We start from the raw sequence: 24,380 nt of genomic DNA, 5'->3' as shown, positions 1-24,380 counted from the left end.
GAAGGGCGCGCGCCCATCCCTTCGATACGACACAAGAAACAACGACAGCCATGAAACCGTTCGCTTTCGTCTTTCCCGGCCAGGGCTCGCAGGCCGTCGGCATGCTCGACGCCTGGGGCGACCATCCCGCGGTGACGCAGACCCTGAAGGAAGCCTCCGATGCGCTCGGCGAAGACCTCGCGCGCCTGATCCACGAAGGTCCGAAGGAAGCGCTGGGGCTGACGGCGAACACCCAGCCGGCGATGCTGGTGGCGGGCATCGCGGCCTACCGGGCCTGGCTGGCCGAAGGCGGCCCGCAACCGGCGGTCGTCGCCGGCCACTCGCTCGGCGAATACGCGGCCCTGGTCGCGGCCGGCACGCTCACGCTGGCGGATGCGGCTCCCCTGGTGCGCTTTCGCGCCCAGGCGATGCAGGAGGCGGTGCCGGTGGGCACCGGCGGCATGGCGGCCATCCTCGGCCTGGACGCGCAGAAGGTGATCGAAGGCTGCGCCGAAGCCGTGCGCAGCTTCGGGACCAACACCGCCGAAGCGGTGGAAGCTGCGAACTTCAACGATCCGGCGCAGACGGTGATCGCCGGCAGCAAGGCCGCCGTCGACAAGGCCTGCGAGGTGCTCAAGGCCATGGGTGCCAAGCGCGCGCTGCCGCTGTCGGTCTCCGCCCCCTTCCATTCCAGCCTGATGAAGCCGGCGGCCGACAAGCTGCGCGAGCGCATGGCGCAGGTCGATTTCCAGCCGCCGCGCATCCCGGTGATCAACAACATCGAAGTGCAGGCCGAGACCGAACCCGACCGCATCCGTGCCGCGCTGTACGAGCAGGCCTTCGGCCCGGTGCGCTGGGTCGAGTGCATCCGGGCGATCCAGGGGCGCGGCGTCGCCGCCATCCTCGAATGCGGCCCCGGCAAGGTGCTGGCCGGCCTGGTGAAGCGCATCGACGCGTCGATCCCCGCCGCGGCGGTGTACGACCCCGCCTCCCTCAACGAAGCCAGGGCCCTCCTGCAATGAGCAACGACAAGAGCATGCAGGGCCAGGTCGCCCTGGTGACGGGTGCCTCGCGCGGCATCGGCCAGGCCATCGCCCAGGAGCTCGCGGTGCGCGGCATGAAGGTGGTCGGCACCGCCACCACCGACGACGGCGCGGCGAAGATCACGACGGCGCTGGCGCAGCACGCCGGCTGCAAGGGCGCGAAGCTGGACGTCAACGACGCCGCCGCCGCCGAAGCGCTGATCGACGCCATCGCCAAGGAGCACGGCGGCGTCCACGTGCTGGTGAACAACGCCGGCATCACCCGCGACACGCTCGCCATGCGCATGAAGGACGACGACTGGGATGCCGTGCTGGACACGAACCTGAAGGCCGTGTTCCGCATGAGCCGGGCCGTGATGCGCACGATGATGAAGCAGCGCTATGGCCGAATCGTCAGCATCACCAGCGTGGTCGGCGCCTCCGGCAACCCCGGCCAGGCGAATTACGCCGCAGCGAAGGCCGGCGTCGCGGGCATGACCCGGGCGCTGGCGCGCGAACTCGGCAGCCGCGGCATCACGGTGAATTGCGTGGCGCCCGGCTTCATCGAGACCGACATGACCGCGGCTCTGCCGGAAGAACAACAGAAGGCGCTGCTGGGCCAGATCCCGCTGGGCCACCTCGGCAAGCCGGCGGACATCGCGCATGCGGTGGCCTGGCTCGCCTCGCCCCAGGCCGGCTACGTGAGCGGCCAGGAGATCCACGTCAACGGCGGCATGTTCATGGCCTGAGCGGCGCTTTTGCGCGTCGCGGCAGGCCGCGCCACCCCAGCCGGAAACTCCGCCCGGCTTAAAATCGCGGATTCAAACCAAACCCTTAGAGGGAACCCATGAGCGATATCGAAGCACGTGTCAAGAAAATCATCGCCGAACAACTCGGCGTGGAAGAGTCCCAGGTCACCAATGAAAAGGCCTTCGTGGCCGACCTCGGCGCGGACTCTCTGGACACGGTGGAACTCGTGATGGCCCTCGAGGACGAGTTCGGCATCGAGATCCCGGACGAAGACGCCGAGAAGATCACGACGGTGCAGAACGCCATCGATTACGCCAACCAGCACCAGAAGGCCTGAGACCCGAGATGCGTCGCCGCGTCGTCGTGACGGGACTGGGCTGCGTGAGCCCGGTGGGAAATACGGTCGCCGAATCCTGGGCCAACCTGCTCGCGGGCAGGAGCGGCATCGACCTGGTCACGTCCTTCGATGCCAGCGCCCTTTCGGTGAGGTTCGCGGGGGAAGTGAAGAACTTCAACGTGGCGGACTACATGCCCGAGAAGGAAGCGCGCCACATGGACCGCTTCATCCACCTCGGGATGGCGGCTGCCGCGCAGGCGGTGCAGGATGCCGGCCTGCCCACCGGTGACCAGCTCGATCCCGAGCTTGCCACCCGCATCGGCGTGAACATCGGCTCCGGCATCGGCGGGCTGCCGATGATCGAGGAGACGCACGGCGAATACATGAACCGCGGCCCGCGCCGCATCTCGCCGTTTTTCGTGCCGGCCTCGATCATCAACATGATCTCGGGCCACGTGTCGATCCGCTACGGCTTCCAGGGCGCCAACATCGCCGTGGTCACCGCCTGCACGACCGGCCTGCATGCCATCGGCCTGTCCGCGCGCCTCATCGAGGCGGGGGACGCCGACGTGATGGTCGCCGGCGGCGCCGAATCGACGGTCTCGCCGCTGGGCATCGGCGGATTCGCCGCGGCCCGGGCGCTTTCCACCCGTAACGACGACCCCAAGACCGCGTCCCGCCCCTGGGACAAGGACCGCGACGGCTTCGTGCTGGGCGAAGGCGGCGGCGTGCTGGTGCTGGAAGAGTACGAGCACGCGAAGAAGCGCGGCGCCAGGATCTACGCGGAAGTGGCCGGTTTCGGCATGAGCGCCGACGCGTACCACATGACGGCCCCCAACGTCGACGGCCCGCGCCGCTCGATGACCGCCGCCCTGAAGAACGCCGGCATCAACCCCGACCAGGTGCAGTACCTCAACGCCCACGGCACTTCCACGCCGCTGGGCGACGTGAACGAGACCAACGCGATCAAGAACACGCTGGGTGAGCACGCGAAGAAGGTCGTGGTCAACTCGACGAAGTCCATGACGGGCCACCTGCTGGGGGGCGCCGGCGGGATCGAGTCGGTGTTCACGGTGCTGGCGATCCACGACCAGAAGAGTCCGCCCACCATCAACATCTTCAACCAGGACCCGGAATGCGACCTGGACTACTGCGCCAACGAGGCGCGGGACATGAAGATCGACGTGGCGCTGAAGAACAACTTCGGCTTCGGCGGCACCAACGGATCGCTCGTCTTCAGGCGCATCTAGCGCTTTCGGCCCGATATGCACGCGGCCCCATCGGTGAGCTATCCGGTGGGGCGCAGCGCGTTCGCCGCGGGCCTGCATGCCCTGGCGGCGCTCGCCGGGCTGGGCGTGGCCGTCGGCTGGAGCCTGCAATCCGACGCCTTCGGCTGGCGCCAGGCCCTCGGCCTGGCCGCTGCGCTCGGCGGCGGCCTGCTGGCGCTGGCGGCGTGGTGGCGCTCGCCGGCCGGCGTGCTGTGCTGGAACGGGGCCGGCTGGAGCTGGGAGGAGGGCGGCCTGGCGGGCGCCGGCCACCCCGAAATCGCTTTCGACCTGCAGAATCGGATGTTGCTGCGTTGGCAGCCGGAAACGGGCCGCGTGCGCTGGCTATGGCTGGAAAGCGCGCGCGATCCGGCGCACTGGGAGGCGCTGCGCCGTGCGGTATATTCGCGCGCCAGCGCGCCTGTGCCCCCAGCCGGTGAACCGCCGCCGGCCGAACAATGACCAAGACGCCTCCCGCTGCTCCCGCACCGTCGTCCGGCGACACCGACCTGATGCTGGTGGAGCGCACGGTGGCCGGCGACCAGAAGGCGTACGAGCTGCTGGTGATCAAGTACCAGCGCCGCATCGAACGCCTGATCGGCCGCATGGTGCGCGATACCGACCTGATCGAGGACATCGCGCAGGAAACCTTCATCCGCGCCTACCGCGCCCTCTCGCAGTTCCGCGGCGAGGCGCAGTTCTACACCTGGCTGTACCGGATCGCAGTCAATACCGCGAAAAAAGCCCTGGTCGACCTCAAGCGCGATCCGGTGGTTTCCGAGAGCGCCCTCAAAGGTGGCGATGATGAGGAAGAAACTTCCGGCGTCGAGAACGAACTAACCAGCGCCGAGACGCCGGAAACGGTCCTCGCGGCCAAGGAAATCGCCGCCACGGTCAACTCGGCCATGGAGGCCTTGCCCGACGAACTGCGACAGGCCGTGACGCTGCGCGAGATCGAGGGCCTGAGCTACGAGGAGATCGCGGAAGTGATGAACTGCCCGATCGGCACGGTGCGATCCCGGATCTTCCGGGCCCGCGAGGCGATTTCGGCGAAGGTCAAGCCCATGCTGGAGAACCAGTCGGGCAAGCGGTGGTGACGGCGCGGACATGAAGCAATGGACAACAGGATGGACAACCAGGAACTGATTTCGGCACTCGCCGACGGGCAGCTGCAGGGTGAGGCGTTCGCCCGTGGCGTGCAGGCGGCAAGCGCCGATGCCCGCGCGCGAACCACCTGGTGTGCCTATCACGTCGCGGGCGAGGTCCTGCGCTCCGGGAGCACCGCCCGCGGCACTCCGCCCGAGGCCTTCCTGGCGCGCCTGCGCGAGCGGCTCAAGCAGGAAGCGCCGCAGGCCGCCCCTGCGCGGGCGGCAGCGCAGGTGCAGCGGCAGGAGCAGCGGCCGGCTGCCAACGACTGGCTGTGGAAGCTCACCGCCGGCGTCGCCTCCATGGCCGCCGTGGCGGCCGTCGGCTGGAACGTGTGGAGCGGCAGCGCCGCGCCCGCTGCACAGCCCCAGCTCGCCGTGGCACCGGCGCCGGTGGCGCCGGCGGCCGGCGACGTGGTGAACGCCACCCTCATCCGCGACCCGCGCCTCGACCAGCTGCTGCAGGCGCACCGCCAGCTCGCCGGCACGACGGTGCTGCAGACGCCCTCGGGCTTCCTGCGCAACGCCACCTTCGAGGCTCCGGGCCGGTGACCGCCTGAGGATGACCCGCCACGCTCCCGCCCTTGCCCGCCGGCGCCTGGCGCGTGGCGCCCTGGCGCTGGCTTCCGGCGCCCTCACCCTGCTCGTCACGCAGGCGCTCGCCGCCCCGGCGCTGCCCGATCCGCGGCCGTCGGAACGCCACGAGCGCACCGTCACGGAATGGCTCTCGCGCATGCAGGAGGCCTCGCTGCAGCGCAACTACGTGGGCACGTTCGTCGTGTCTTCCAGCAACGGCAGCATGGCCAGCGCCCGCATCTGGCACGCCTGCGACGGGCAGCGCCAGGTGGAGCGCATCGACGCGCTCTCCGGCGAGAAGCGTTCCACCTTCCGGCGCGACGACGAAGTCCTGACCTTCCTGCCGGAGTCCCGCACGGTGCGCAGCGAACGGCGCGAGGCGATCGGCCTCTTTCCCGAGCTGCTCAAGCCCGAAGACAACGCGATCGCCGATTTCTACACCGCCCGCCGGGTCGGTGCCGACCGCGTCGCCGGCTTCGACGCCGACATCGTGCAGGTGCTGCCGCGGGACGGCCTGCGCTTCGGCTACCGGGTCTGGAGCGAGAAGAAAAGCGGGTTGATGGTCAAGCTGCAGACGCTGGACGAACAGGGCCACGTGCTGGAACAGGCGGCCTTCTCCGAACTGCAGCTCGACGCGCCGGTGCGCATGGACAGGCTCTCGCACATGATGGCGGTGCCCGAAGGCTGGCGGGTGGAAAAGGCCGACGCGGTCAAGACCACGCCCGCCGCCGAAGGCTGGGGCCTGCGGCAGCCGGTGGCCGGCTTCAAGCCGGTGAACTGCTACAAGCGCCGCGCCGAAGGCGTGCTGCAGTGGATCTTCTCGGACGGCCTCGCCTCCGTCTCGCTCTTCGTCGAGGACTTCGACCGCGAGCGCCACCTGCGCGAAGGCGTGTTCGCCAGCGGCGCGACGCACACGCTCACGCGCCGGGTGCAGGACTGGTGGGTCACGGCGGTCGGCGAAGTGCCGCCCGCCACCCTGCGCGCCTTCGCGGCCAGCCTTGAGCGCCGCAGATAAGTCCCCATCTGTGGCCAGCCGCGGTGCGCCGTCCGGCGGTGTAACCCGAGCGTAAAGAGCAGATACGTCTTTGGCTGACGCGGAAACTTTTCGCGCGGGCGTATTCTCAGCTATTAGTCTTGTCTGGCGCTTCTGGAGAGGTCCCTATGTTCCGCACGGATTGGAAGAACAACCTGCGTGGCTGCGGCCTGGCGACGGCCCTGGCCTTCGCCGGCGTGGCCGCATTCACGCCGTCGCTGCCCGCGCTGGCGCAGTCGGCACCGCAGCCCCGCACCGGCCTGCCTGATTTCACCGAACTGGTGGACCAGGTCGGTCCCGCGGTGGTGAACATCCGCACGCTGGAGCGCGCGCGGCCCGGCGCCCGCCAGGGCGGCAACGGCAACGGCGAGATGGACGAGGAGATGCAGGAGTTCTTCCGGCGCTTCTTCGGCGTGCCCATGCCCAACGTGCCGCGCGGCCAGCGGCCCAACCCGCCGCGAGGCGGTGGCGGCGGTGGCGGTGGCGGCGGCGAGGAGGAGCAGCCGCGCGGCGTCGGCTCCGGCTTCATCCTCACGCAGGACGGCTTCGTGATGACGAATGCCCACGTGGTGGAAGGCGCCGACGAAGTGGTCGTCACGCTGCCGGACAAGCGCGAGTTCAAGGCCAAGATCATCGGCTCCGACAAGCGCACCGACGTCGCCGTGGTGAAGATCGACGCCACCGGCCTGCCGGCCGTGCGCGTGGGCGACGTGAGCAAGCTCAAGGTCGGCGAATGGGTGATGGCGATCGGCTCGCCCTTCGGCCTGGAGAACACCGTCACGGCCGGCATCGTCAGCGCCAAGGGCCGCGACACCGGCGACTACCTGCCCTTCATCCAGACCGACGTGGCGATCAACCCCGGCAACTCCGGCGGCCCGCTGATCAACATGCGCGGCGAGGTGATCGGCATCAACAGCCAGATCTATTCGCGCTCGGGCGGCTTCATGGGCATCTCGTTCGCGATCCCGATCGACGAGGCCAGCCGCGTCGCCGAGCAGCTGCGCGTCTCGGGGCGCGTGCAGCGCGGCCGCATCGGCGTGCAGATCGACCAGGTCACTCGCGACGTCGCCGAATCGATCGGCCTCGGCCGCCCGCAGGGCGCGCTGGTGCGCAGCGTGGAAAGTGGCTCGCCGGCGGACAAGGCGGGCATCGAGGCCGGCGACATCATCACCAAGTTCAACGGCTCGGCGATCGAGCGCGCCTCCGACCTGCCGCGCATGGTGGGCAACACCAAGCCGGGCAGCAAGGCGAACCTGACGGTGTTCCGCCGCGGCGGCTCGCGCGACCTGCAGATCACCGTCGCCGAGTTCGAGCAGGAAGCCACGGCGAAGGCGGGCGACAAGCCGGCCAAGCCGGAGATGAAGCCGCAGGTTTCGCCCGCGCAGCAGCAGATCGGCATCATCGTCACCGAGCTCACCGCGGCGCAGAAGAAGGAGTCCAAGGTCAAGGGCGGCGTGCGCGTCGAATCCGTCGCCGAAGGCGCCGCGGCGCGGGCCGGCGTGCGCGAGGGCGACATCATCACCGCCATCGGCAACACCGAGATCAACAGCGTGAAGGACTTCGAGTCCGCCGTCGCGAAGTTGGACAAGAACAAGCCGATCCCGCTGCTGCTGCGGCGCGGGGAGTTGGCGAGCTACCTGGTGATCCGGCCGGCGCGCGGCTGACGCCTGGAGTGCTGGGGTGCGCTGGCGCGCATCCCGGCCTACGCGCGGAGCCGCGAGGGGCACGTGCTTTGGGGCCGCGCAGGCTGGGCTCCGCGAGCGGACACCAGCGATGCCGGGCTCCCCGAAACCCCAAGCCCCCGCTCAGGCATAGGGCTTTTCCCGCCGTCGGGTGGCCCAAAAAAGACAGGGGCGCTTGCGCCGCCGCCCAGCCGTCAGGCCTCGAAATCAGTTTGCGCTCGCTAACTTGCGCGAATCTCTAAGAACCGGATTCAGTAGAATTGGCGCCAGCAGCGCCGAACCGGTCATATCGGGACCGCGCTGAACCACGATGCGGGATGTCCGGCAGGCGTCCACCGCCGATCCACACCTAGCCCACATGTTGTCCTCGCGAACCCACTCGCGATTTGTTGAAAACCTGTGAACAACATTCCAGTTGCAGGCCTGCAACGGCCGAGTCCGCATGGCCTGGCGGCTGTACGCCCGGCCCGTTTTGCCTACAATGAAGCTCCAACCATCGCAGTTGCCATAGATTGTTGGTTCAGGGCGCGTCACCTTCATGACGCGCCCTTTTTTCTTGTGCGCGCCCTTGCGAATCAATCACTTGTACGTTCCCGTTGATGAACCACATCAGAAACTTCTCGATCATCGCGCACATCGATCACGGCAAATCGACGCTCGCTGACCGCATCATCCAGCGTTGCGGCGGCCTCTCCGATCGCGAGATGGAAGAGCAAGTGCTCGACTCGATGGATCTCGAAAAAGAGCGTGGGATAACCATCAAGGCGCAGACCGCTGCGCTCACGTACAAGGCGCGCGACGGACAGGTCTACACGCTCAATCTGATCGACACACCGGGCCACGTCGACTTCTCGTACGAAGTGTCTCGCTCGCTCTCCGCGTGCGAAGGCGCGCTGCTGGTGGTTGACGCGAGCCAGGGCGTCGAAGCGCAGACGGTCGCCAACTGCTACACCGCGCTCGATCTCGGCGTCGAGGTCGTGCCGGTCCTGAACAAGATGGACCTGCCGCAGGCGGACCCCGAGCGCGCCAAGGAAGAAGTCGAGGACGTGATCGGCATCGACGCGAGCCGCGCGATCCCGTGCTCCGCGAAGACCGGCATGGGCATCGAGGACATCCTCGAGGCGATCGTCGAACGCATTCCCGCGCCGCGCGGCAATCCCGACGGCCCGACGCGCGCGATGATCATCGACAGCTGGTTCGACAGCTACGTCGGCGTCGTGATGCTGGTGCGGGTGGTGGACGGCCGCCTGGCCAAGGGCGACCGCATCAAGATGATGGCGACCGAAGCCCAGTACGACGCCGACCAGCTCGGCGTGTTCACGCCCGCCAACGTCTCGCGCGACGTGCTGGAGGCCGGCGAGGTGGGCTACCTGATCGCCGGCATCAAGGAGCTGCAGGCGGCCAAGGTGGGCGACACCGTCACGCGCACGCGTGCGGGCAACAGCAACGTGGCGCCGGCGTCCGAGCCGCTGCCCGGCTTCAAGGAGATCCAGCCGCAGGTGTTCGCGGGCCTGTACCCGGTGGAGGCGAACCAGTACGACTCGCTGCGCGACAGCCTGGAGAAGCTCAAGCTGAACGACTCCTCGCTGCACTACGAGCCGGAAGTCAGCCAGGCCCTCGGCTTCGGCTTCCGCTGCGGCTTCCTGGGCCTGCTGCACATGGACATCGTGCAGGAGCGCCTCGAACGCGAGTTCGACCAGGACCTGATCACCACGGCCCCCAGCGTCGTCTACCAGGTGGTCAAGAACGACGGCGAGGTGATCATGGTCGAGAACCCGGCCAAGATGCCGGAGCAGGGCAGGATCCAGGAGATCCGCGAGCCGATCGTGACCGTGCACCTGTACATGCCGCAGGAGTACGTGGGCCCGGTGATGACGCTGGCCAACCAGAAGCGCGGCGTGCAGATCAACATGGCCTACCACGGCCGCCAGGTGATGCTCACCTACGAGCTGCCGCTCGGCGAGATCGTGCTGGACTTCTTCGACAAGCTGAAATCCGTCAGCCGGGGCTACGCCTCCATGGACTACGAGTTCAAGGAGTACCGCCCCTCCGACGTGGTGAAGGTCGACATCCTGCTGAACGGCGACAAGGTCGACGCGCTGTCGATCATCGTGCACCGCAGCCAGTCGCAATACCGCGGCCGCGCGGTGGTTGCCAAGATGCGTGAGATCATCAGCCGCCAGATGTTCGACGTGGCCATCCAGGCGGCGATCGGCGCCAACGTGATCGCCCGTGAAACCGTCAAGGCGCTGCGCAAGAACGTGCTGGCAAAATGCTACGGCGGCGATATCACCCGCAAGCGCAAGCTGCTCGAAAAACAGAAGGCTGGCAAGAAACGCATGAAGCAGATCGGCTCCGTGGAGGTGCCCCAGGAAGCGTTCCTCGCCATTCTCCAGGTCGAAGAATAAAACGATGATGCCCTTCCTCACGGCCGCGATCCTCGCGGCCTTCGTCGGCTATGCCGGCGCGTGGTATTTCGAGATGGTCGAGGGCAACTTCGCGCTCCTGCTGTTCCTGGCGACGCTCGTCACCGGGATCTACTGGGTCGCGGAGCGCCTGTGGTACCTGCCGCGGCGCCGGCGAGCCGCCGCCGAACTGGAGTCGCACGCCGGCGAGCGCAACGCGCGCCTGGCCGGGCAGGGCGTGGCCCCGCCCCCCGAGGCCGACGTCGCCGAGGCCCGGCACAGGATCCTGGCGCAGCCCTGGTGGCTGGACTGGACGGCCGGCCTGTTCCCGGTGATCCTGGCCGTGTTCGTGCTGCGGTCCTTCCTGTTCGAGCCCTTCAAGATCCCCTCCGGCTCGATGATCCCCACGCTGCTGGTCGGCGACCTCATCCTGGTCAACAAGTTCACCTACGGCCTGCGCCTGCCGGTGGTGAACACCAAGCTCACCGACGGCACGCCGCCCAAGCGCGGCGACGTGATGGTGTTCCGCTATCCGCCCAAGCCCTCGCTGGACTACATCAAGCGCGTGGTGGGCGTGCCGGGCGACGAGGTCGCCTACCTGAACAAGAAGCTCACCATCAACGGCCAGCCGGTGACCACGAGCAAGGTGCAGGACTACTTCGACCCCGACGCGATGCGCTACTTCAAGCAGTTCGAGGAGCGCCTGGGCGAGAAGAACCACCGCCTCCTGAACGACGACGAGCGCCCCGCGTTCGTCGCCGGCGTCGACGACTTCCCGTTCAAGGAGAACTGCCGCTACAGCGTGGAAGGCGTCGTCTGCCGGGTGCCGCAGGGGCACTATTTCATGATGGGTGACAATCGGGATAATTCGCTCGACTCGCGCTACTGGGGTTTCGTGCCGGACAAGAACATCGTCGGCAAGGCGTTCCTGATCTGGATGAACTTCGCCAACCTGTCGCGGGTCGGGTCATTCGAATAAAAGAGGCATGAGTCGGAGGGGTTCCATGGCAGGCAAGTCGCGGCAGCGCGGTATCTCGTTGATCACGCTGATCTTCTTTCTCGCGGTGATCGGCGCCGTCGGAGCGGTGGGGATGCGCGCCTTCCCGTCGATCCTCGAATACCAGGCGGCGCTCAAGGCGATCAACCGCGCCAAGGACGAAGGCACGGTGGCCGCCGTGCGTGCCGCCTTCGACCGCTCGGCCGACATCGACAACATCACTTCCATCACGGGCAAGGACCTCGAGGTCACGAAGGAGGGCGAACGGGTGGTCGTCTCCTTCGCCTACGAGAAGGAATACCACCTGTTCGGACCCGCGTGGCTGACCCTCAAGTACGTGGGGAGCTCGAATCCCGGCCGCTAGCGCGAACACCGTGTCCGACCCCCTCGCGGGCCTGCAGCAGCGGCTGCAGCACCGCTTCCAGGATCCGCGGTTGCTGGCGCGGGCGCTCACCCATCGCAGCTTTTCGGCCGAGCACAACGAGCGGCTCGAATTCCTGGGCGACTCGGTCCTGAACCTGGCCGTCGCGGCACTGCTGTACCAGCGCCTGCAGGATCTGCCGGAAGGCGACCTCTCGCGCGTGCGCGCCAACCTGGTCAAGCAGGACACGCTGCATCGGCTGGCTGTCGGCCTCGGGTTGCCGGGGCTGGTGCGACTGGGCGAGGGCGAGGCGCGGTCCGGCGGCCACAAGAGGCCCTCGATCCTGGCCGACACGCTGGAGGCGCTGATCGGCGCCGTGCACCTGGATGCCGGCTATTCCGCCGCCGAGGCGCTGGTGCACCGCCTGTTCGCCGAGGTGGAGATCAATCCCGGCATGTCCGCTGCCGCCAAGGACCCGAAGACGGAACTGCAGGAAGTGCTCCAGGGCCGCAAGATGAAGCTGCCGGTGTACCGCGTGGTGGGCACGCTGGGCGCGGCCCACAGGCAGACCTTCGAGGTGGAATGCGAAGTCTCCGAGCTCGGCCTTGTGGAGCGCGGCATTGGCGCCTCCCGGCGTGCCGGCGAGCAGGCCGCTGCCCAGGCCATGCTGATCGTGCTGAAATCCCGGAAATGACCCACGGCCCCGATCCCGACCTTCCCGCAGAAGGGGAAGGACCCGTTCCAGCCGAAGCCGCCCCCGCAGCCGCGGGGCAGCGCTGCGGCCTGGTCGCCATCGTCGGCAAGCCCAACGTCGGCAAGTCGACGCTGCTCAATGCGCTGGTCGGCCAGAAGATCAGCATCACCTCGCGCAAGGCGCAGACCACGCGCCACCGCATCACCGGCGTGCGCTCCGAGGGCGGCACGCAGTTCGTGTTCGTCGACACGCCCGGCTTCCAGACGCGGCACAGCTCCGCGCTGAACCGCTCGCTCAATCGCGCGGTGACGGGCGTGATCGGTGACGTCGACGTCGTGCTGTTCGTCGTCGAGGCGGGCAACTTCACGCTGGGCGATGCCAAGGTGCTGGGGCTGCTCAAGCCGGACATCCCGGCCATCCTGGTGGCCAACAAGCTCGACCTGGTGCATCGCCGCGGCGAACTGGCGCCGTGGCTGCGCGACATGCAGGCGCGCCATCCCTTCTCCGAGTTCATGCCCGTGTCGGCGAAGAATTCCAAGGACGTCGAGCGGCTGCTGCAGGTGTGCGGCAAGTACCTGCCGGAGCAGCCCTGGTTCTACGGCGAAGACGAGCTCACCGACAAGAGCGAGCGCTTCATGGCCGGGGAGATGATCCGCGAGAAGCTGTTCCGCCTCACCGGCGAGGAGCTGCCCTACACGTCCACCGTGGTGGTGGAGAAGTTCGAGGAAGAGCCCAGCCCCAAGTTCAAGCGCATGGTGCGCATCGCGGCCACCGTCGTCGTCGAACGGGACAGCCACAAGGCGATGGTGATCGGCGAAGGCGGCGAGAAGCTCAAGCGCATCGGCACCGAGGCGCGCCAGGAACTCGAGACCCTGTTCGATGCCAAGGTGTTCCTGCAGATCTTCGTGAAGGTGCGCTCGGGGTGGGCGGACGACGAGGCGCGGGTGCGCAGCTTCGGCTACGAGTGACGGCCGTTGCTGCTCACCCTGGCGGGCGCATGAACACGCTGGTCGAACTGCTGCAGACCACGCCCCTCTTCGGTGGCATCCGGGAGGAGATCCTGGACTTCCTGCTGGGGCTCTCCCGGGAGGTTTCGGCCGCGCCCGGCGAGTACTTCTTCCACGAGGACGACGAGGCGCACTCGATGTTCGTCGTGCTGGACGGGCAGGCTGCGGTCGTCAAGGGCTGGGACGGCCATTCGTACGTGCTGATGAATCTCGGTCGCGGGGACTGCTTCGGGGAGATGTCGCTCATGGACATGTGCCGCCGCAGCGCCTCGGTGGTGGCGGTCGGAACGTGCCGCGCGATCGAGCTGTCTAGCGCCAGTCTCCTGAAGCTGTACGAGAAGGATCTCGAGCAGTTCGCGCTGATCCAGATGAACATGGGCCGCGAGGTCAGTCGCAGGCTGCGCGACGCGGACGAGCAGCTGTTCCAGGCGAAGATGGGCGTTCCCGGCGTGCTGGCCGCGTACGTGGTCCGGTCCACCTGATGAAGCGCTACGCCAACGAGCCGGCCTATGTGCTCCACCGCTACGACTGGAGCGAATCGAGCCTGATCCTGGAGCTGCTGACGCGCGAGCACGGCCGCATCGCCGTGGTCGCCAAGGGCGCCAAGAAGCCCAGCTCCAATTTCCGCCCCGTCCTGCTGCCCCTGCAGCCGCTGCACGTCGCCTTCGGCGGCGATGGCGAGATCCGCACGCTCAAATCGGCCGAGTGGCAAGGCGGCCAGGTGATGCCCACGGGCGATGCCCTGCTGTCCGGCTACTACCTCAACGAACTGCTGCTGCGGCTGCTGGCCCGCGACGATCCGCATCCGCCGCTGTTCGACGTCTACGGCGACGCCGTGCGCGTGCTGGCGGGCGAGCACCCGCAGCTGCTGCAGCCGGCGCTGCGCGCCTTCGAGCTGCTGCTGCTGCGCGAGATCGGCCTCCTGCCCTCCCTGGACCTGCAGACGGCGACGCTGGCCCCCCTGGAGGCGGACCAGCGCTACAGCCTGCATGCCGAAGGCGGCCTGGTGGAAGCCGGCGAGGAGGATGCGCGGGCCAGCCTGGCCGGCGCGCAGTGGGATGCGCTGCAGCGCGCGCTGGACGACCCCGCGCCCTTCGACGCCACCTTGCGGGCCGCCGCCACACTCGGCGAGCTGAAGCCGCAGCTGCGGGCCATGCTGCACTACCATTGCGGCGTTGCCACGCTGCGCACCCGGCAACTGATGATGGACCTGCAGGCCCTATGACTTCCGATCGGACCGCTCTGTCGGTCAACCTCAACAAGGTCGCCTTGGTGCGCAACACGCGCCACCTGGGCATTCCCAGCGTCACGCGGGCCGCCACCCTGTGCCTGCAGGCCGGCGCGCACGGCATCACGGTGCATCCGCGGCCGGACGCGCGCCACATCCGCCCCGAGGACGTGCGCGAGCTCGCGGCGCTGCTGAAGGCCTGGCCCGAGGCCGAATTCAACATCGAGGGCAACCCGTTCCACAACCTGATGGAGTTCGTGCGCGAGGTGCGGCCGCACCAGTGCACCTTCGTGCCCGACGCCGAGGGCCAGTTCACCAGCGACCACGGCTGGGACCTGGCGAAGGACGGCGAGCGCGTCAGGCCGCTGATCGCCGAGGCGAAGTCGCTCGGCGTGCGCGTGAGCCTGTTCATGGATGCGGACGCGCGCAGCATCCCGCTGGCCAGGGCCGTGGGCGCGGACCGGGTCGAGCTGTACACGGAGCCCTATGCGGCCGCCTGGGGCGGGCCGCAGCACGGCGAGCAACTGCGGCGCTTCGCCGATGCCGCGCAGGCCGCGCACGCCGTGGGCCTGGGCGTCAACGCCGGCCACGACCTCAATCGCGACAACCTGCCCGACTTCGTGCAGTCGGTGCCGGCCCTGCTGGAAGTCTCCATCGGCCACGCCCTGATCGCCGACGCCCTGGAGATGGGCTATGCGGCCACCGTGCGCGCCTACCTCGCAGCGCTGTCGCGCGGCAGCCGGATGCACGAGCAGTGATCTACGGCATCGGTACCGACATCTGCGACGTGCGCCGCATCCGCGCCTCGCTCGACCGGCACGGCGAGCGCTTCGCCCGCAAGATCCTCACCGATGGCGAATTCGCCACCTGGAAGACGCGCAGCGCGCGCTGGCCCGAGCGCGGCGTGCGCTACCTTGCCACGCGCTTTTCAGCCAAGGAAGCCTTCAGCAAGGCCGTGGGGCTGGGCATGCGCATGCCCATGACTTGGCGCGCCTGCGAGGTCGGCAAGCTGGCCAGCGGCAAGCCGGTGATCGTGCTGCACGGCACGCTCAAGGCCTGGTGCGAGGCGCGCGGCCTGCAGGCGCAGGTGAGCGTCACCGACGAGACCGACTACGCAGCGAGCTTCGTGATCATCGAACAGAAAGAGCAGAACCATGAGTGAACATGCCCCGGTGATCCTGGACGTCGCAGGACTCACCCTGAGCGACGACGACCGCCGCCGCCTGGCGCATCCGCTGGTGGGCGGCGTGATCCTGTTCGGCCGCAACTGGGAAAGCCGCGAGCAGCTCACGGACCTGTGCGCCGAGATCAAGGGCGTGCGCGAGGACCTGCTGATCTCGGTGGACCACGAGGGCGGCCGCGTGCAGCGCTTTCGCAGCGACGGCTTCACGCACCTGCCGCCGATGCGCCGCTTCGGCGAGCTGTGGTTCAAGGACGCGAAGGGCCGCGAGGGCTCCGGCGCGATGCGTGCCATGGTCGCCGCAACGGCTGCCGGCTACGTGCTGGGCGCCGAACTGCGCGCCTGCGGCGTCGACTTCAGCTTCACGCCGGTGCTGGACCTCGACTACGGCGAAAGCTCGGTGATCGGTGACCGTTCCTTCCACCGCGACCCGCGCGTGGCCACGCTGCTGGCGCGCAGCCTGATGCAGGGCCTGCTGCAGGCCGGCGTGGCCAACTGCGGCAAGCACTTCCCGGGACACGGCTTCGTCCAGGCCGATTCGCACCTGGAAGTTCCCGTCGATGGGCGCAGCCTGAAGGCCATCCTGGAGGAGGACGCGCTGCCCTACGAGTGGCTGGACGCGACGCTCACCAGCGTGATGCCCGCGCACGTGATCTACCCGAAGGTCGATTCGCTGCCGGCCGGCTTCTCGCCCCGCTGGCTCAACGAGATCCTGCGCGAGCGGCTGCAATTCCAGGGCGCCATCTTCAGCGACGACCTGAGCATGGCTGGCGCGCGCAAGATCGAGGGCCGGGACGTCTCGTTCACCGAGGCCGCGGTCGCCGCCCTGAGCGCCGGCTGCGACATGGTGCTCCTGTGCAACGAGTCGGTGAACAGCGAGGGCGGGGCTTCGATCGACGAGATGCTGGACGGCCTGTCGCAGGCGCAATCGCGCGGGGACTGGCGCGCCAACGAGGTGAGCGAGCAGCGCCGGCTTGCCCTGCTGCCGTGCGGGCCGTCGGTGTCGTGGGACTCGTTGATGACCGAGGCGCGGTACATGCGCGCGCTGCAACTGCTGCCGTGACGGGAGCAGGGACCCCGGCTCAGCGCGAAGCGTACGCGAGGCCGGATGCGACCCCGCCGAAAAGGTCGCCCTCGAGCAGCGGGGTGCCCGCAAGGCGCTCCTGCAGCAGTGCCTGGAAAGGCCGCAGGGCCGACGAGCCGCCGGTCAGGTAGATCGCATCGAGCTGCGCTGCAGAAAGGCCGGCACGCTCGACGCACTCCTGCGCGCAGTCGACGACCTGTTCCAGCAGCCCCACCAGATCCTGCGCCATGTCCGCCGGCCCGAACGCGGCCGACAGCCCGGCTTCCACTGCGGACAAGTCGATCGTCGCCTCCTCGCCCGAGACCGAACTGCGGATCTTCGCCTGCTCCACTTCGCTGGCCAGCAGGTGCCCGAGGTGGTGCTCCAGCACCGTCATCAGCCGATCGTGCAGGCGCGTGTCCTCGTAGTTCACGCGCAACTCCCGCACGTGCCGCACCACCTTGGGCGCGTACATGCGGTGGATCAGGTGCCAGCTCGCGAGGTCGATGAAGGTCGGACTCGGCACCTCGCGGCCGCTCGGCCCCACATGGCCGAAGCCGAGCAGCGGCATCACCCGCCGCAGGTTCAGCTTCTGGTCGTAGTCGGTGCCGCCGATGTGCACGCCGGTGGTCGCCAGGATGTCCTTGCGCCGGTCGGCGCGGGCCAGCCGCCCCGGCCCGAGCCGCGCCACGGTGAAGTCCGAAGTGCCGCCGCCGATGTCCACGATCAGGACCGAGCCGTCGCGCTCCATGCGGCGCTCGTAGTCCAGCGCCGCGGCGATCGGCTCCAGCTCGAAGGAAACGTGCGCGAAGCCGGCTTCGGCCGCCGCCTGCGCCAGGGCCTCCTGCGCGCGCTTGTCGCGGGCCGCATCGTCGTCGACGAAGTGCACCGGGCGCCCGAGCACCACGCGGCGCGGTTCGTGCCCGAGGTGCCGGCCGGCGCGGGCGCGCAGCTCGCGCAGGAAGCGGGTGATGATCGCGCGAAAGCTCAGGGTGCCGCTGCCCACGGCGGTTTCCTCATCGAGCAGGCTGCTTCCCAGCAGGCTCTTGAGCGAGCGCATCAGCCGCCCCTCGACGCCTGCGAGGTACATGCCGACCGCTTCGCGGCCGAAGTAGGTGGCGTGGTCCTCCGCGTTGAAGAACACCGCGGTCGGCATGGCGGTGGCGTCGCCTTCCAGCGGCACGAGCCGCGCCAGGCCGTCGGGCCCGATGAACGACACCGCGGAGTTCGAGGTGCCGAAGTCGATCCCGATGGCAGGCTCGCCGCGCGGCGTCCGCGGCATCAGCCCTCGCGCCGCAGCGCCGGGAACAGGATCACGTCGCGGATGCTGGGGCTGTCGGTCAGCAGCATCATGAGCCGGTCGATGCCGATGCCGCAGCCGCCGGCCGGCGGCATGCCGTATTCCAGGGCGCGCACGAAGTCGTGGTCGTAGAACATCGCCTCGTCGTCGCCCGCGTCCTTGGCGCTCACCTGCGCCTGGAAGCGCGCGGCCTGGTCCTCGGCGTCATTGAGCTCGGAGAAGCCGTTGGCCATCTCCCGCCCGGTGATGTACAGCTCAAAGCGCTCCGTCACTTCGGGGCGCTCGTCGTTCGCGCGGGCCAGCGGCGAGATCTCGGTCGGGTGCTCCATGATGAAGGTCGGCTGCCACAGCTTCTCCTCCACCTTCTCCTCGAAGAACAGGACCTGCAGCGAAGCCAGCGAGCGGGCCGACAGGCGCTCCTTCTCCTCGGTCATGCCCAGCTTGCGCAGCTGCTGGATCAGCCAGTCGCGGTTGCCGACGTTGTCGCCCGCCTCGGTGTGCTTCACGATCGCTTCCGGGATGGTCAGGCGCTCGAACGGCCGGGACAGATCCACTTCCTTGCCGCTGTACGTGAGCTGCTGCGTGCCCACGGCCTTCATCGCGGCATCGCGCAGCAGCGCCTCGGTGAAGTCCATCAGGTCGCGGTAGTTCCAGTACGCCGCGTAGAACTCCATCATCGTGAACTCGGGGTTGTGCCGCACCGAGATGCCTTCGTTGCGGAAGTTGCGGTTGATCTCGAACACGCGCTCGAAGCCGCCCACCAGCAGGCGCTTGAGGAACAGCTCCGGCGCGATGCGCAGGTACATCTCCTGGTCCAGCGCGTTGTGGTGCGTGATGAAGGGCTTGGCGTTGGCGCCGCCGGGGATCGGATGCAGCATCGGCGTCTCGACTTCCAGGAAGCCGGCCTGCACCATGAAATCGCGGATCGACGACATCGCCTTGCTGCGCGCGACGAAGCGCTTGCGCGCCTCTTCGTCCATCATCAGGTCCACGTAGCGCTGGCGGTATTTCACTTCCTGGTCGGCCACGCCGTGGAACTTGTCCGGCATGGGCCGCAGGCTCTTCGTCAGCAGGCGGATCGAGGTCGCGTGCAGCGAGAGTTCGCCGGTGCGCGTCTTGAAGATCCTGCCTTGCGCACCGACGATGTCGCCGAGGTCCCAGCGCTTGAATTCGTTGTACGTCTCCTCGCCTACCGCGTCGCGCGTCACGTAGACCTGGATGCGGCCGCTGCCGTCCTGCAGGGTGGCGAAGCTCGCCTTGCCCATCACCCGCTTGAGCATCATGCGGCCGGCCACCTGCGCCGTGGCGCCCTCGGCTTCGAGCTGTTCGGCCGCCTTGGCGCCGTGCGCGGAATGCAGCGCCGCGCTCTGGTCGCCGGGCTTGAAGTCGTTCGGGAAGGCGGGCCCGCCACCCTGCCGCTGCGCCTCGCGCAGGGCCTTGAGTTTTTCGCGGCGTTCGGCGATCAGCTGGTTTTCGTCGGTGGGCAAGGGGGTGCGGTCGTCGGACATGCGGCGGGCGCGCGAAGCGCTGCTGGAGGGGAAACCCTCGATTTTAGTTCGCCGGGCTGGCCGCCCCTCCCGCTCAGTGGGCGACGCCGTGCTGGCCCACGACTTTCAGCACGGTGAGCAGCAGGATGCGGGCGTCCAGGGCCAGCGACTGGTGCTCCAGGTACCAGGCATCGAAGTCCACCTTCACCGGGATCGGCAGCTCGTCGCGTCCGTTCACCTGGGCCCAGCCGGTGATGCCCGGGCGCAGCACGTGCACGCCGCGGCGCGTGCGCAGCTCGATCAGGTCGTCCTGGTTGAACAGGGCGGGCCGCGGGCCCACCAGGCTCATGTCGCCCTGGAGCACGCTCCAGAGCTGCGGCAGTTCGTCCAGGCTGGTGCGCCGCAGGAAGCTGCCGATCGGGCTCAGCCAGCGCTCGGGCGAGGTCAGCAGGTGCGTGGGCAGCACCGGCGTGTCGATGCGCATGCTGCGGAACTTGGGCATGCGGAAGAGGCGGTTGTGGCGGCCGACGCGGTCCGACCAGTACAGGACCGGCCCCCGCGAAGTGAGCTTGACCGCCAGCGCGACGAGCGCGATGGGCACCGCCAGCACCAGCAGGCCGCAGGCGGAGACGAGGAGGTCGATCAGGCGCTTGCTCATGGTCCAGGCTGCGATTCTGCAGCGGCGCGCCGCACGCCTTCGGCCGCGGTCAGGCGGGGCTGCCATCCGAGCAGGCGCTTCGCCTTGCCGGCGTCCACCTGCAGCGAGCCGCACAGGCTTTCCGCCAGCCGCGCCTTGCCTGCGCCGGCGGCGAGCGCCCGTAACAAGCCGGACGGAAGCGGGAACAGGCGCGCCGGACGCCCCAGGCCTTCGGCGATGCACCGCACCAGCTCCGGCGTCGAGAGGTCCTCGGCATCGCCCGCCAGCAGCAGTTGGTTGGCGGCCGCCGGATGGTCCAGGCACAGCGCCAGCAGGTCGACCAGGTTGTCGATGGCGATGAAGGTGCGCGCGTTGCGGATCGAGGCGAAAGGCAGCGGCAGCCCGCTGCGCACGGCCCGCAGCAGGCGGCCGAAGTTGCCGGGTGCGTCCGGCCCGGCCACCAGCGGCGGCCGCAGGATCACGTGTTCCAGCGGGCCCGCGCGCACGATCTCCTCGGCGCGCAGCTTGCTGCGGGCGTAGGGCTCCGCCGGCTCCGGCGGGTCCGCTTCGGTGAAGGGCTTGCCGTGCGTCACGTTGCCGTTGACCCCGATGGAGCTCACGAAGACGAAGCGGCGTGCCCCAGCCGCCGCGGCCGCGGCGAGCATGTCCTGCGCCGCACGGGTGCTGGCCGTGAACTCCGCCGCCTCCCCCCCGCGGTGCGCGATCGAGGCGAGATGCACGACCACGCTGCCGGCCGGCACGGCCGCCGCGAGCGTCGCGACGTCGTCGTAGCCGGCGACCGCCACGGCGCGCACGCCGGCGGGCGGCGTCCACGCATGGCGCGAGACCGCGACCACCGGCCGCCCCGCTGCATGGAGGTGCCGCACCAGGGCGCGACCGATGAAGCCGCTGGCGCCGGTGACGACCACCGCGTCGTGGCGTTGAAGGGCCATGGGCGCGCTCACAGCAGCGACCGGTACAGCGCCGTCATCCCGCGCTTCATCGCTGCGACGCTGAATTCGTCGTGGGCCCAGCGCACCGCCGCCGCGCCCATGCGCGCGCGCAGGCCGGCGTCGCTGGCGAGCGTGTCGATCGCATCGGCCAGGGCGGCCACGTCGCGCGGGGGCACCGTGAGGCTCGTGACGCCGGCCCGATTGAGGTAGTTCACCCCGTTGCCCAGCTCGCAGACGATGGTGGGCTTGCCGCACGACATGGCCTCCGCGCTGGCGATGCCGAAGGCCTCCGAGGGCTCGATCGAGGGCAGGCAGAAGAAGTCGCAGGCGTGCATCGCGGCGGTGAGTTGCGCGTTGCCGACTTCACCCAGGAACAGCACGCGCTCGCGCAGGCCCAGTTCGTCGACCTGGCGCACCAGCTCCTGCGTCAGCGCGCCGGCACCGATCATCACCAGCACGGCTTCGCTGCGCACCCGCGCCATGGCGGAGAGCAGGTAGCCGTAGCCCTTGTAGTAGACGTGCCGGCCGACGGTCAGCGCCAGCGGCCGGCCGCGGGAAAAGGCCTGCAGGCGCTCCCGCAACTGCGCGTCGGCGCCGGCCGGATCGAGCCGGTCGAAGTCGATCCCGATCGGTACCTGGACCACCTTGGCGGCCACGTCGACCTGGTGCAGTTGCTCCGAGCTCGCGTAGTGGTTCGGCGTGAAGACCACGATGCGGTCGGCGCGCAGCACGGCGCGCCGCTGGATGGGGCGATAAGCCTTGAGCAGCAGCCGCTGGCGCACGATGTCGCTGTGCCACGTCATGACGACCGGCACGTCGCGGCCGCACGCCAACGCCGCGAGGTCGCCCCAGGGGTTGGGCGCGTGCACGTGCAGCAGGTTGCAGCGGCCGCTGCGCAGTTCCGCCCGCGCGTGCTGCAACACGCCGGGGCTGAGCGTCACGGACGCCAGGCGGCCGAAGGCGCGGGCCTGGATCATGCGATACGGCGCCGGCTCCACGTGGGAACGCCCGGCCGGCGACTCGCCCGCCACCAGCGTGCCTTGCACTTCGGGCAGCAGGGCGCGCAGAAGGGTGTCGGCGTGCGCCTCCACGCCGGCATAGGGCGGCGGCACGAACTTCGCGATGTGCAGCGGTCGGATCCCGGTCACAGCGGCGGCTGGTTGCGGATCGAGGAGGCGTGCGCCAGGTAGCGCATCAGCAGGAAGTAGCGGTTGGGGCCGAGCACCCACAGGGCGAACCTGAATCCGTACGAGAGGATGCGGATCTGCAGGCCGTGGCGCGACAGGTCGGCGCCGGTCGCGCGCGGGGCCTTGCGCACGCGCGGCCCCATCAGGCGCTTGCTGCGGGCGAAGCGCACCAGGGCCGAGTCCGGCTGGAACGGGTCCTCGGCGAGCGGGAAGCCATACGCCGGATTGGCATAGATGCGCCGCAGCGTCGGCGAGACGTATTCGCCGCTCGGGAAATAGTCGAAACCGTATTCGATGCGCGAGAGCGCCTCGAAGCCGGCGGCGAGCAGCTCGCGCGCGTAGTCTTCCAGCAGGGGCGCGAGGTCGGCCCGGCTGCCTTCCGGGAAGCGGGCCTGGCGCTTGGCGATCGACTGCGGCCGGTGCGGGTCGAAGCTGCTGAAGTGGAAGAGGCGCAGGGGCGCCGTGCCATTCACAAGGTAGCGCCCGTCCACCACCGACAGCGTGCGTTCGTGCAGGTTCCACTGCGCCATGTTGATGCCGGGATCCTTCAGGATGCGGCAGCCGTCGAAATAGCAGGGCGCGAGGTTCACCCACTTCTGGTCCACGAAGACGCCGCTCTGGGTTTCGTGGAAACCGTCGCTCAGGCACCGGTCCGACCACCAGCGCAGGAAGCGGCGAGCCTCGTCGCAGCGCTTGACCGCGATGAAGCCGAGATTGAAGTTCCCCACGCGCAGGAACTCGATGTCGTCGGGGCGGTGGCCGTCGAGGATCGGCGTGGTCGAGGCCGGCGTCACGACGATCGTGCCGTCGACGAGCGCCTCGTACACCGGGGACAGGTGGTCGTAGGCGACCATGTCCGGGTCGACGTAGATCGCCGTTTCGTACGCTTCGAGCAGCAGGAGCAGGCAGTGCGGCTTCACGTTGGTGCTCAGCTCGATGACGTCGAAGCGCAGTGCGTGCGCGGCGAAATCCGGCAGGCCGATGTCTTCCACCCAGGTGATGCTCACGCCAGGGTAGCGGGCGGCGAACGCGTCGTCGCGGCGGTCCACCAGCACCACGTGGAAGTCCGCGTCCGGGTGCTGCGCCGTGAACGAGCGGTGCAGCAGCAGCGCCTGCGCGAAGTAGTTGCGCGCGCAGATGGTGAACGCCGCATGCCTGCGCAGTCCGTCCCGCAAGGGTTTCAGCATTCCCTATCCTCCAGAGTCATGCGCGCTGCCCCATGCGCCGCGTCAGGCCGTCCAGCAAGCCCCGGCAGCAGGCGGCCAGGTGGTCCCACTTGTGCTCCGGTGCGATCACGGGATAGGCCGCCGTCCAGAGCAGCGCGCGCCAGCCGATCTGCAGCCGCACCGGCAGTGTCGCCGCGTTCGAATGCAGCGCCAGGTAAAGCGCGTTGCGCACGATGTAGTAGTGGCGCAGCGGGCTGCGGATCGTGATCCTGCGGCCCGCGAAGGCGACCAGCCCGTCGCCCAGCGCATGCCGGATCACCACGTCGCCGACGGCGATCACTTCCAGCCCGTGCACCTTGCGGGCCCGCCAGCACCACTCGGTGTCGACCCAGTCGATGAACAGGTCCTCCTGCATCAGGCCCACGGTGCGCAAGGCCGCCGCCGGGATGAGGGTGCCGGAGGCGATCGCATCGGCCACCACGTTCAGGCCCGGTGCGGGCGCGAAAGCCTGGATGAACGGAGCATGGCGGATGAAGGGGCGCACCTTGCCGGCGAGCGTGTCGTAGAAGGCCGGCGCCAGCGCCGCGAAGCGGATGCCCTGCTCGACGCAGCTGGCCGCCGTCGCCAGCATGCGGGGCACGAAGTCGGGCGGGTACACCGTGTCCTGGTCGCTCAGCCAGACATAGTCGGCGCCCTCTGCCAGGGCCAGCGCGATGCCGCGGTTCTGGGCCGCCGCGATGCCGACGTTCTGCCCGAGCGGCAGGTAGCGGGCAGGCGCCACATCCGGAGGGCGCCCGCTGCCCTCGGTGTTGTCGACGACGATCACCTGCGTGGCCTGGGCGACCATGCTGTCCAGGGCGGCGCGCAGCACCTCCGGCCGGGGCCGGTAGGCGACGACGACGCAAAAGATCTTGGGGGCGTTCATG

At 69.0% G+C, this 24,380-nt stretch carries 26 protein-coding genes; 19 read left to right on the top strand and 7 right to left on the bottom strand.

Features of this window, described 5'->3' with window-relative positions; all coding sequences use genetic code 11:
* Positions 1-50 precede the first annotated feature (50 nt).
* The 19 genes from fabD (at position 51) to nagZ (ending at position 16,724) form a co-directional block, all read left to right on the top strand.
* Positions 51-1,001: an ACP S-malonyltransferase gene (fabD, locus tag JI746_RS13360; protein ID WP_201690111.1), complete on the top strand. Its 951-nt coding sequence runs from the start codon at positions 51-53 to the stop codon at positions 999-1,001.
* Positions 998-1,750, top strand: coding sequence for a 3-oxoacyl-ACP reductase FabG (fabG, locus tag JI746_RS13355; RefSeq protein ID WP_201690109.1), 753 nt, complete (start codon positions 998-1,000; stop codon positions 1,748-1,750). The genes fabD and fabG overlap by 4 nt, the downstream gene beginning before the upstream one ends.
* Before the next feature lie 98 nt (positions 1,751-1,848).
* A complete protein-coding gene (gene acpP / locus JI746_RS13350) occupies positions 1,849-2,088 on the top strand; it encodes an acyl carrier protein (RefSeq protein ID WP_201690107.1) in 240 nt (79 codons plus the stop codon).
* An 8-nt stretch (positions 2,089-2,096) separates the two neighbouring features.
* The gene (gene fabF, locus JI746_RS13345; protein WP_201690105.1) at positions 2,097-3,338 is read left to right on the top strand and encodes a beta-ketoacyl-ACP synthase II; all 1,242 of its coding nucleotides are present in this window, start codon (positions 2,097-2,099) and stop codon (positions 3,336-3,338) included.
* Positions 3,339-3,371: 33 nt separating this feature from the next.
* Positions 3,372-3,815: a hypothetical protein gene (locus JI746_RS13340; protein ID WP_236599821.1), complete on the top strand. Its 444-nt coding sequence runs from the start codon at positions 3,372-3,374 to the stop codon at positions 3,813-3,815.
* On the top strand, positions 3,812-4,450 hold the full coding sequence (gene rpoE, locus JI746_RS13335) for an RNA polymerase sigma factor RpoE (protein ID WP_201690103.1): 639 nt from the start codon (positions 3,812-3,814) through the stop codon (positions 4,448-4,450). The genes JI746_RS13340 and rpoE overlap by 4 nt, the downstream gene beginning before the upstream one ends.
* Positions 4,451-4,468: 18 nt before the next feature.
* A complete protein-coding gene (locus JI746_RS13330; protein ID WP_201690102.1) occupies positions 4,469-5,050 on the top strand; it encodes a sigma-E factor negative regulatory protein in 582 nt (193 codons plus the stop codon).
* 10 nt (positions 5,051-5,060) lie between these two features.
* The gene (locus JI746_RS13325) at positions 5,061-6,089 is read left to right on the top strand and encodes a MucB/RseB C-terminal domain-containing protein (protein WP_201690101.1); all 1,029 of its coding nucleotides are present in this window, start codon (positions 5,061-5,063) and stop codon (positions 6,087-6,089) included.
* A 146-nt stretch (positions 6,090-6,235) separates the two neighbouring features.
* The gene (locus JI746_RS13320; RefSeq protein WP_201690100.1) at positions 6,236-7,771 is read left to right on the top strand and encodes a DegQ family serine endoprotease; all 1,536 of its coding nucleotides are present in this window, start codon (positions 6,236-6,238) and stop codon (positions 7,769-7,771) included.
* Between the two features lie 617 nt (positions 7,772-8,388).
* A complete protein-coding gene (gene lepA, locus JI746_RS13315; protein WP_201690099.1) occupies positions 8,389-10,197 on the top strand; it encodes a translation elongation factor 4 in 1,809 nt (602 codons plus the stop codon).
* Between the two features lie 7 nt (positions 10,198-10,204).
* A complete protein-coding gene (lepB, locus tag JI746_RS13310) occupies positions 10,205-11,173 on the top strand; it encodes a signal peptidase I (protein ID WP_201690439.1) in 969 nt (322 codons plus the stop codon).
* A gap of 25 nt (positions 11,174-11,198) precedes the next feature.
* Positions 11,199-11,555: a DUF4845 domain-containing protein gene (locus tag JI746_RS13305; RefSeq protein ID WP_236599820.1), complete on the top strand. Its 357-nt coding sequence runs from the start codon at positions 11,199-11,201 to the stop codon at positions 11,553-11,555.
* Positions 11,556-11,565: 10 nt separating this feature from the next.
* Complete coding sequence (gene rnc, locus JI746_RS13300; RefSeq protein ID WP_201690096.1) at positions 11,566-12,246, top strand: ribonuclease III; 681 nt, start codon at positions 11,566-11,568, stop codon at positions 12,244-12,246.
* Complete coding sequence (era, locus tag JI746_RS13295) at positions 12,243-13,214, top strand: GTPase Era (protein ID WP_201690094.1); 972 nt, start codon at positions 12,243-12,245, stop codon at positions 13,212-13,214. The genes rnc and era overlap by 4 nt, the downstream gene beginning before the upstream one ends.
* Before the next feature lie 29 nt (positions 13,215-13,243).
* Entirely contained in the window at positions 13,244-13,735 is a 492-nt protein-coding gene (locus tag JI746_RS13290) for a Crp/Fnr family transcriptional regulator (RefSeq protein WP_201690092.1), read from the top strand.
* Positions 13,735-14,478, top strand: a complete 744-nt coding sequence (gene recO, locus JI746_RS13285; protein WP_201690090.1) for a DNA repair protein RecO — start codon at positions 13,735-13,737, stop codon at positions 14,476-14,478. Before JI746_RS13290 ends, recO begins: the two co-directional genes overlap by 1 nt.
* Entirely contained in the window at positions 14,475-15,239 is a 765-nt protein-coding gene (locus JI746_RS13280) for a pyridoxine 5'-phosphate synthase (RefSeq protein ID WP_201690088.1), read from the top strand. Before recO ends, JI746_RS13280 begins: the two co-directional genes overlap by 4 nt.
* Positions 15,236-15,643, top strand: coding sequence for a holo-ACP synthase (acpS, locus tag JI746_RS13275; protein ID WP_201690086.1), 408 nt, complete (start codon positions 15,236-15,238; stop codon positions 15,641-15,643). Before JI746_RS13280 ends, acpS begins: the two co-directional genes overlap by 4 nt.
* Entirely contained in the window at positions 15,636-16,724 is a 1,089-nt protein-coding gene (nagZ, locus tag JI746_RS13270) for a beta-N-acetylhexosaminidase (protein ID WP_201690084.1), read from the top strand. Before acpS ends, nagZ begins: the two co-directional genes overlap by 8 nt.
* 19 nt (positions 16,725-16,743) lie before the next feature.
* On the opposite strand, the gene JI746_RS13265 is transcribed toward nagZ, so the two are convergent.
* The 7 genes from JI746_RS13265 to JI746_RS13235 all read right to left on the bottom strand — a co-directional run bounded on the left by JI746_RS13265 (position 16,744) and on the right by JI746_RS13235 (position 24,379).
* A complete protein-coding gene (locus tag JI746_RS13265) occupies positions 16,744-18,006 on the bottom strand; it encodes an Hsp70 family protein (protein ID WP_201690082.1) in 1,263 nt (420 codons plus the stop codon).
* Positions 18,006-19,532, bottom strand: a complete 1,527-nt coding sequence (gene lysS / locus JI746_RS13260) for a lysine--tRNA ligase (protein WP_201690080.1) — start codon at positions 19,530-19,532, stop codon at positions 18,006-18,008. Before lysS ends, JI746_RS13265 begins: the two co-directional genes overlap by 1 nt.
* A gap of 73 nt (positions 19,533-19,605) precedes the next feature.
* Complete coding sequence (locus tag JI746_RS13255) at positions 19,606-20,169, bottom strand: sugar transferase (protein ID WP_201690078.1); 564 nt, start codon at positions 20,167-20,169, stop codon at positions 19,606-19,608.
* A complete protein-coding gene (locus tag JI746_RS13250) occupies positions 20,166-21,101 on the bottom strand; it encodes an NAD-dependent epimerase/dehydratase family protein (protein ID WP_201690077.1) in 936 nt (311 codons plus the stop codon). The genes JI746_RS13255 and JI746_RS13250 overlap by 4 nt, the downstream gene beginning before the upstream one ends.
* Positions 21,102-21,109: 8 nt before the next feature.
* A complete protein-coding gene (locus JI746_RS13245) occupies positions 21,110-22,249 on the bottom strand; it encodes a glycosyltransferase (protein ID WP_201690076.1) in 1,140 nt (379 codons plus the stop codon).
* Positions 22,246-23,475 carry a glycosyl transferase gene (locus JI746_RS13240; protein ID WP_201690075.1) on the bottom strand — a complete coding sequence of 410 codons (1,230 nt, stop codon included), beginning with the start codon at positions 23,473-23,475 and terminating at the stop codon, positions 22,246-22,248. The genes JI746_RS13245 and JI746_RS13240 overlap by 4 nt, the downstream gene beginning before the upstream one ends.
* Before the next feature lie 16 nt (positions 23,476-23,491).
* Complete coding sequence (locus JI746_RS13235) at positions 23,492-24,379, bottom strand: glycosyltransferase family 2 protein (RefSeq protein WP_201690074.1); 888 nt, start codon at positions 24,377-24,379, stop codon at positions 23,492-23,494.
* Position 24,380 lies beyond the last annotated feature (1 nt).

Origin of the sequence: Ramlibacter alkalitolerans, assembly GCF_016722765.1 — a bacterium.
GTDB lineage: Bacteria > Pseudomonadota > Gammaproteobacteria > Burkholderiales > Burkholderiaceae_C > Ramlibacter > Ramlibacter alkalitolerans.
The sequence above is the reverse complement of the archived record's forward strand: the minus strand, read 5'-3'. Positions and strand labels throughout refer to the sequence as shown.

What these genes read in the sequence shown, in the direction of transcription:
- JI746_RS13290 (WP_201690092.1), top strand. Translation starts at nt 13,244, where the DNA reads ATGAACACGCTGGTCGAACTGCTGCAGACCACGCCCCTCTTCGGTGGC.
- rpoE (WP_201690103.1), top strand. Translation starts at nt 3,812, where the DNA reads ATGACCAAGACGCCTCCCGCTGCTCCCGCACCGTCGTCCGGCGACACC.
- JI746_RS13265 (WP_201690082.1), bottom strand. Translation starts at nt 18,006, where the DNA reads ATGCCGCGGACGCCGCGCGGCGAGCCTGCCATCGGGATCGACTTCGGC.
- lepB (WP_201690439.1), top strand. Translation starts at nt 10,205, where the DNA reads ATGCCCTTCCTCACGGCCGCGATCCTCGCGGCCTTCGTCGGCTATGCC.
- lysS (WP_201690080.1), bottom strand. Translation starts at nt 19,532, where the DNA reads ATGTCCGACGACCGCACCCCCTTGCCCACCGACGAAAACCAGCTGATC.
- JI746_RS13280 (WP_201690088.1), top strand. Translation starts at nt 14,475, where the DNA reads ATGACTTCCGATCGGACCGCTCTGTCGGTCAACCTCAACAAGGTCGCC.
- JI746_RS13255 (WP_201690078.1), bottom strand. Translation starts at nt 20,169, where the DNA reads ATGAGCAAGCGCCTGATCGACCTCCTCGTCTCCGCCTGCGGCCTGCTG.
- fabF (WP_201690105.1), top strand. Translation starts at nt 2,097, where the DNA reads ATGCGTCGCCGCGTCGTCGTGACGGGACTGGGCTGCGTGAGCCCGGTG.
- era (WP_201690094.1), top strand. Translation starts at nt 12,243, where the DNA reads ATGACCCACGGCCCCGATCCCGACCTTCCCGCAGAAGGGGAAGGACCC.
- JI746_RS13305 (WP_236599820.1), top strand. Translation starts at nt 11,199, where the DNA reads ATGGCAGGCAAGTCGCGGCAGCGCGGTATCTCGTTGATCACGCTGATC.
- JI746_RS13250 (WP_201690077.1), bottom strand. Translation starts at nt 21,101, where the DNA reads ATGGCCCTTCAACGCCACGACGCGGTGGTCGTCACCGGCGCCAGCGGC.
- recO (WP_201690090.1), top strand. Translation starts at nt 13,735, where the DNA reads ATGAAGCGCTACGCCAACGAGCCGGCCTATGTGCTCCACCGCTACGAC.
- JI746_RS13325 (WP_201690101.1), top strand. Translation starts at nt 5,061, where the DNA reads ATGACCCGCCACGCTCCCGCCCTTGCCCGCCGGCGCCTGGCGCGTGGC.
- lepA (WP_201690099.1), top strand. Translation starts at nt 8,389, where the DNA reads ATGAACCACATCAGAAACTTCTCGATCATCGCGCACATCGATCACGGC.
- JI746_RS13320 (WP_201690100.1), top strand. Translation starts at nt 6,236, where the DNA reads ATGTTCCGCACGGATTGGAAGAACAACCTGCGTGGCTGCGGCCTGGCG.
- JI746_RS13240 (WP_201690075.1), bottom strand. Translation starts at nt 23,475, where the DNA reads ATGCTGAAACCCTTGCGGGACGGACTGCGCAGGCATGCGGCGTTCACC.
- acpP (WP_201690107.1), top strand. Translation starts at nt 1,849, where the DNA reads ATGAGCGATATCGAAGCACGTGTCAAGAAAATCATCGCCGAACAACTC.
- nagZ (WP_201690084.1), top strand. Translation starts at nt 15,636, where the DNA reads ATGAGTGAACATGCCCCGGTGATCCTGGACGTCGCAGGACTCACCCTG.
- JI746_RS13235 (WP_201690074.1), bottom strand. Translation starts at nt 24,379, where the DNA reads ATGAACGCCCCCAAGATCTTTTGCGTCGTCGTCGCCTACCGGCCCCGG.
- fabD (WP_201690111.1), top strand. Translation starts at nt 51, where the DNA reads ATGAAACCGTTCGCTTTCGTCTTTCCCGGCCAGGGCTCGCAGGCCGTC.
- JI746_RS13330 (WP_201690102.1), top strand. Translation starts at nt 4,469, where the DNA reads ATGGACAACAGGATGGACAACCAGGAACTGATTTCGGCACTCGCCGAC.
- fabG (WP_201690109.1), top strand. Translation starts at nt 998, where the DNA reads ATGAGCAACGACAAGAGCATGCAGGGCCAGGTCGCCCTGGTGACGGGT.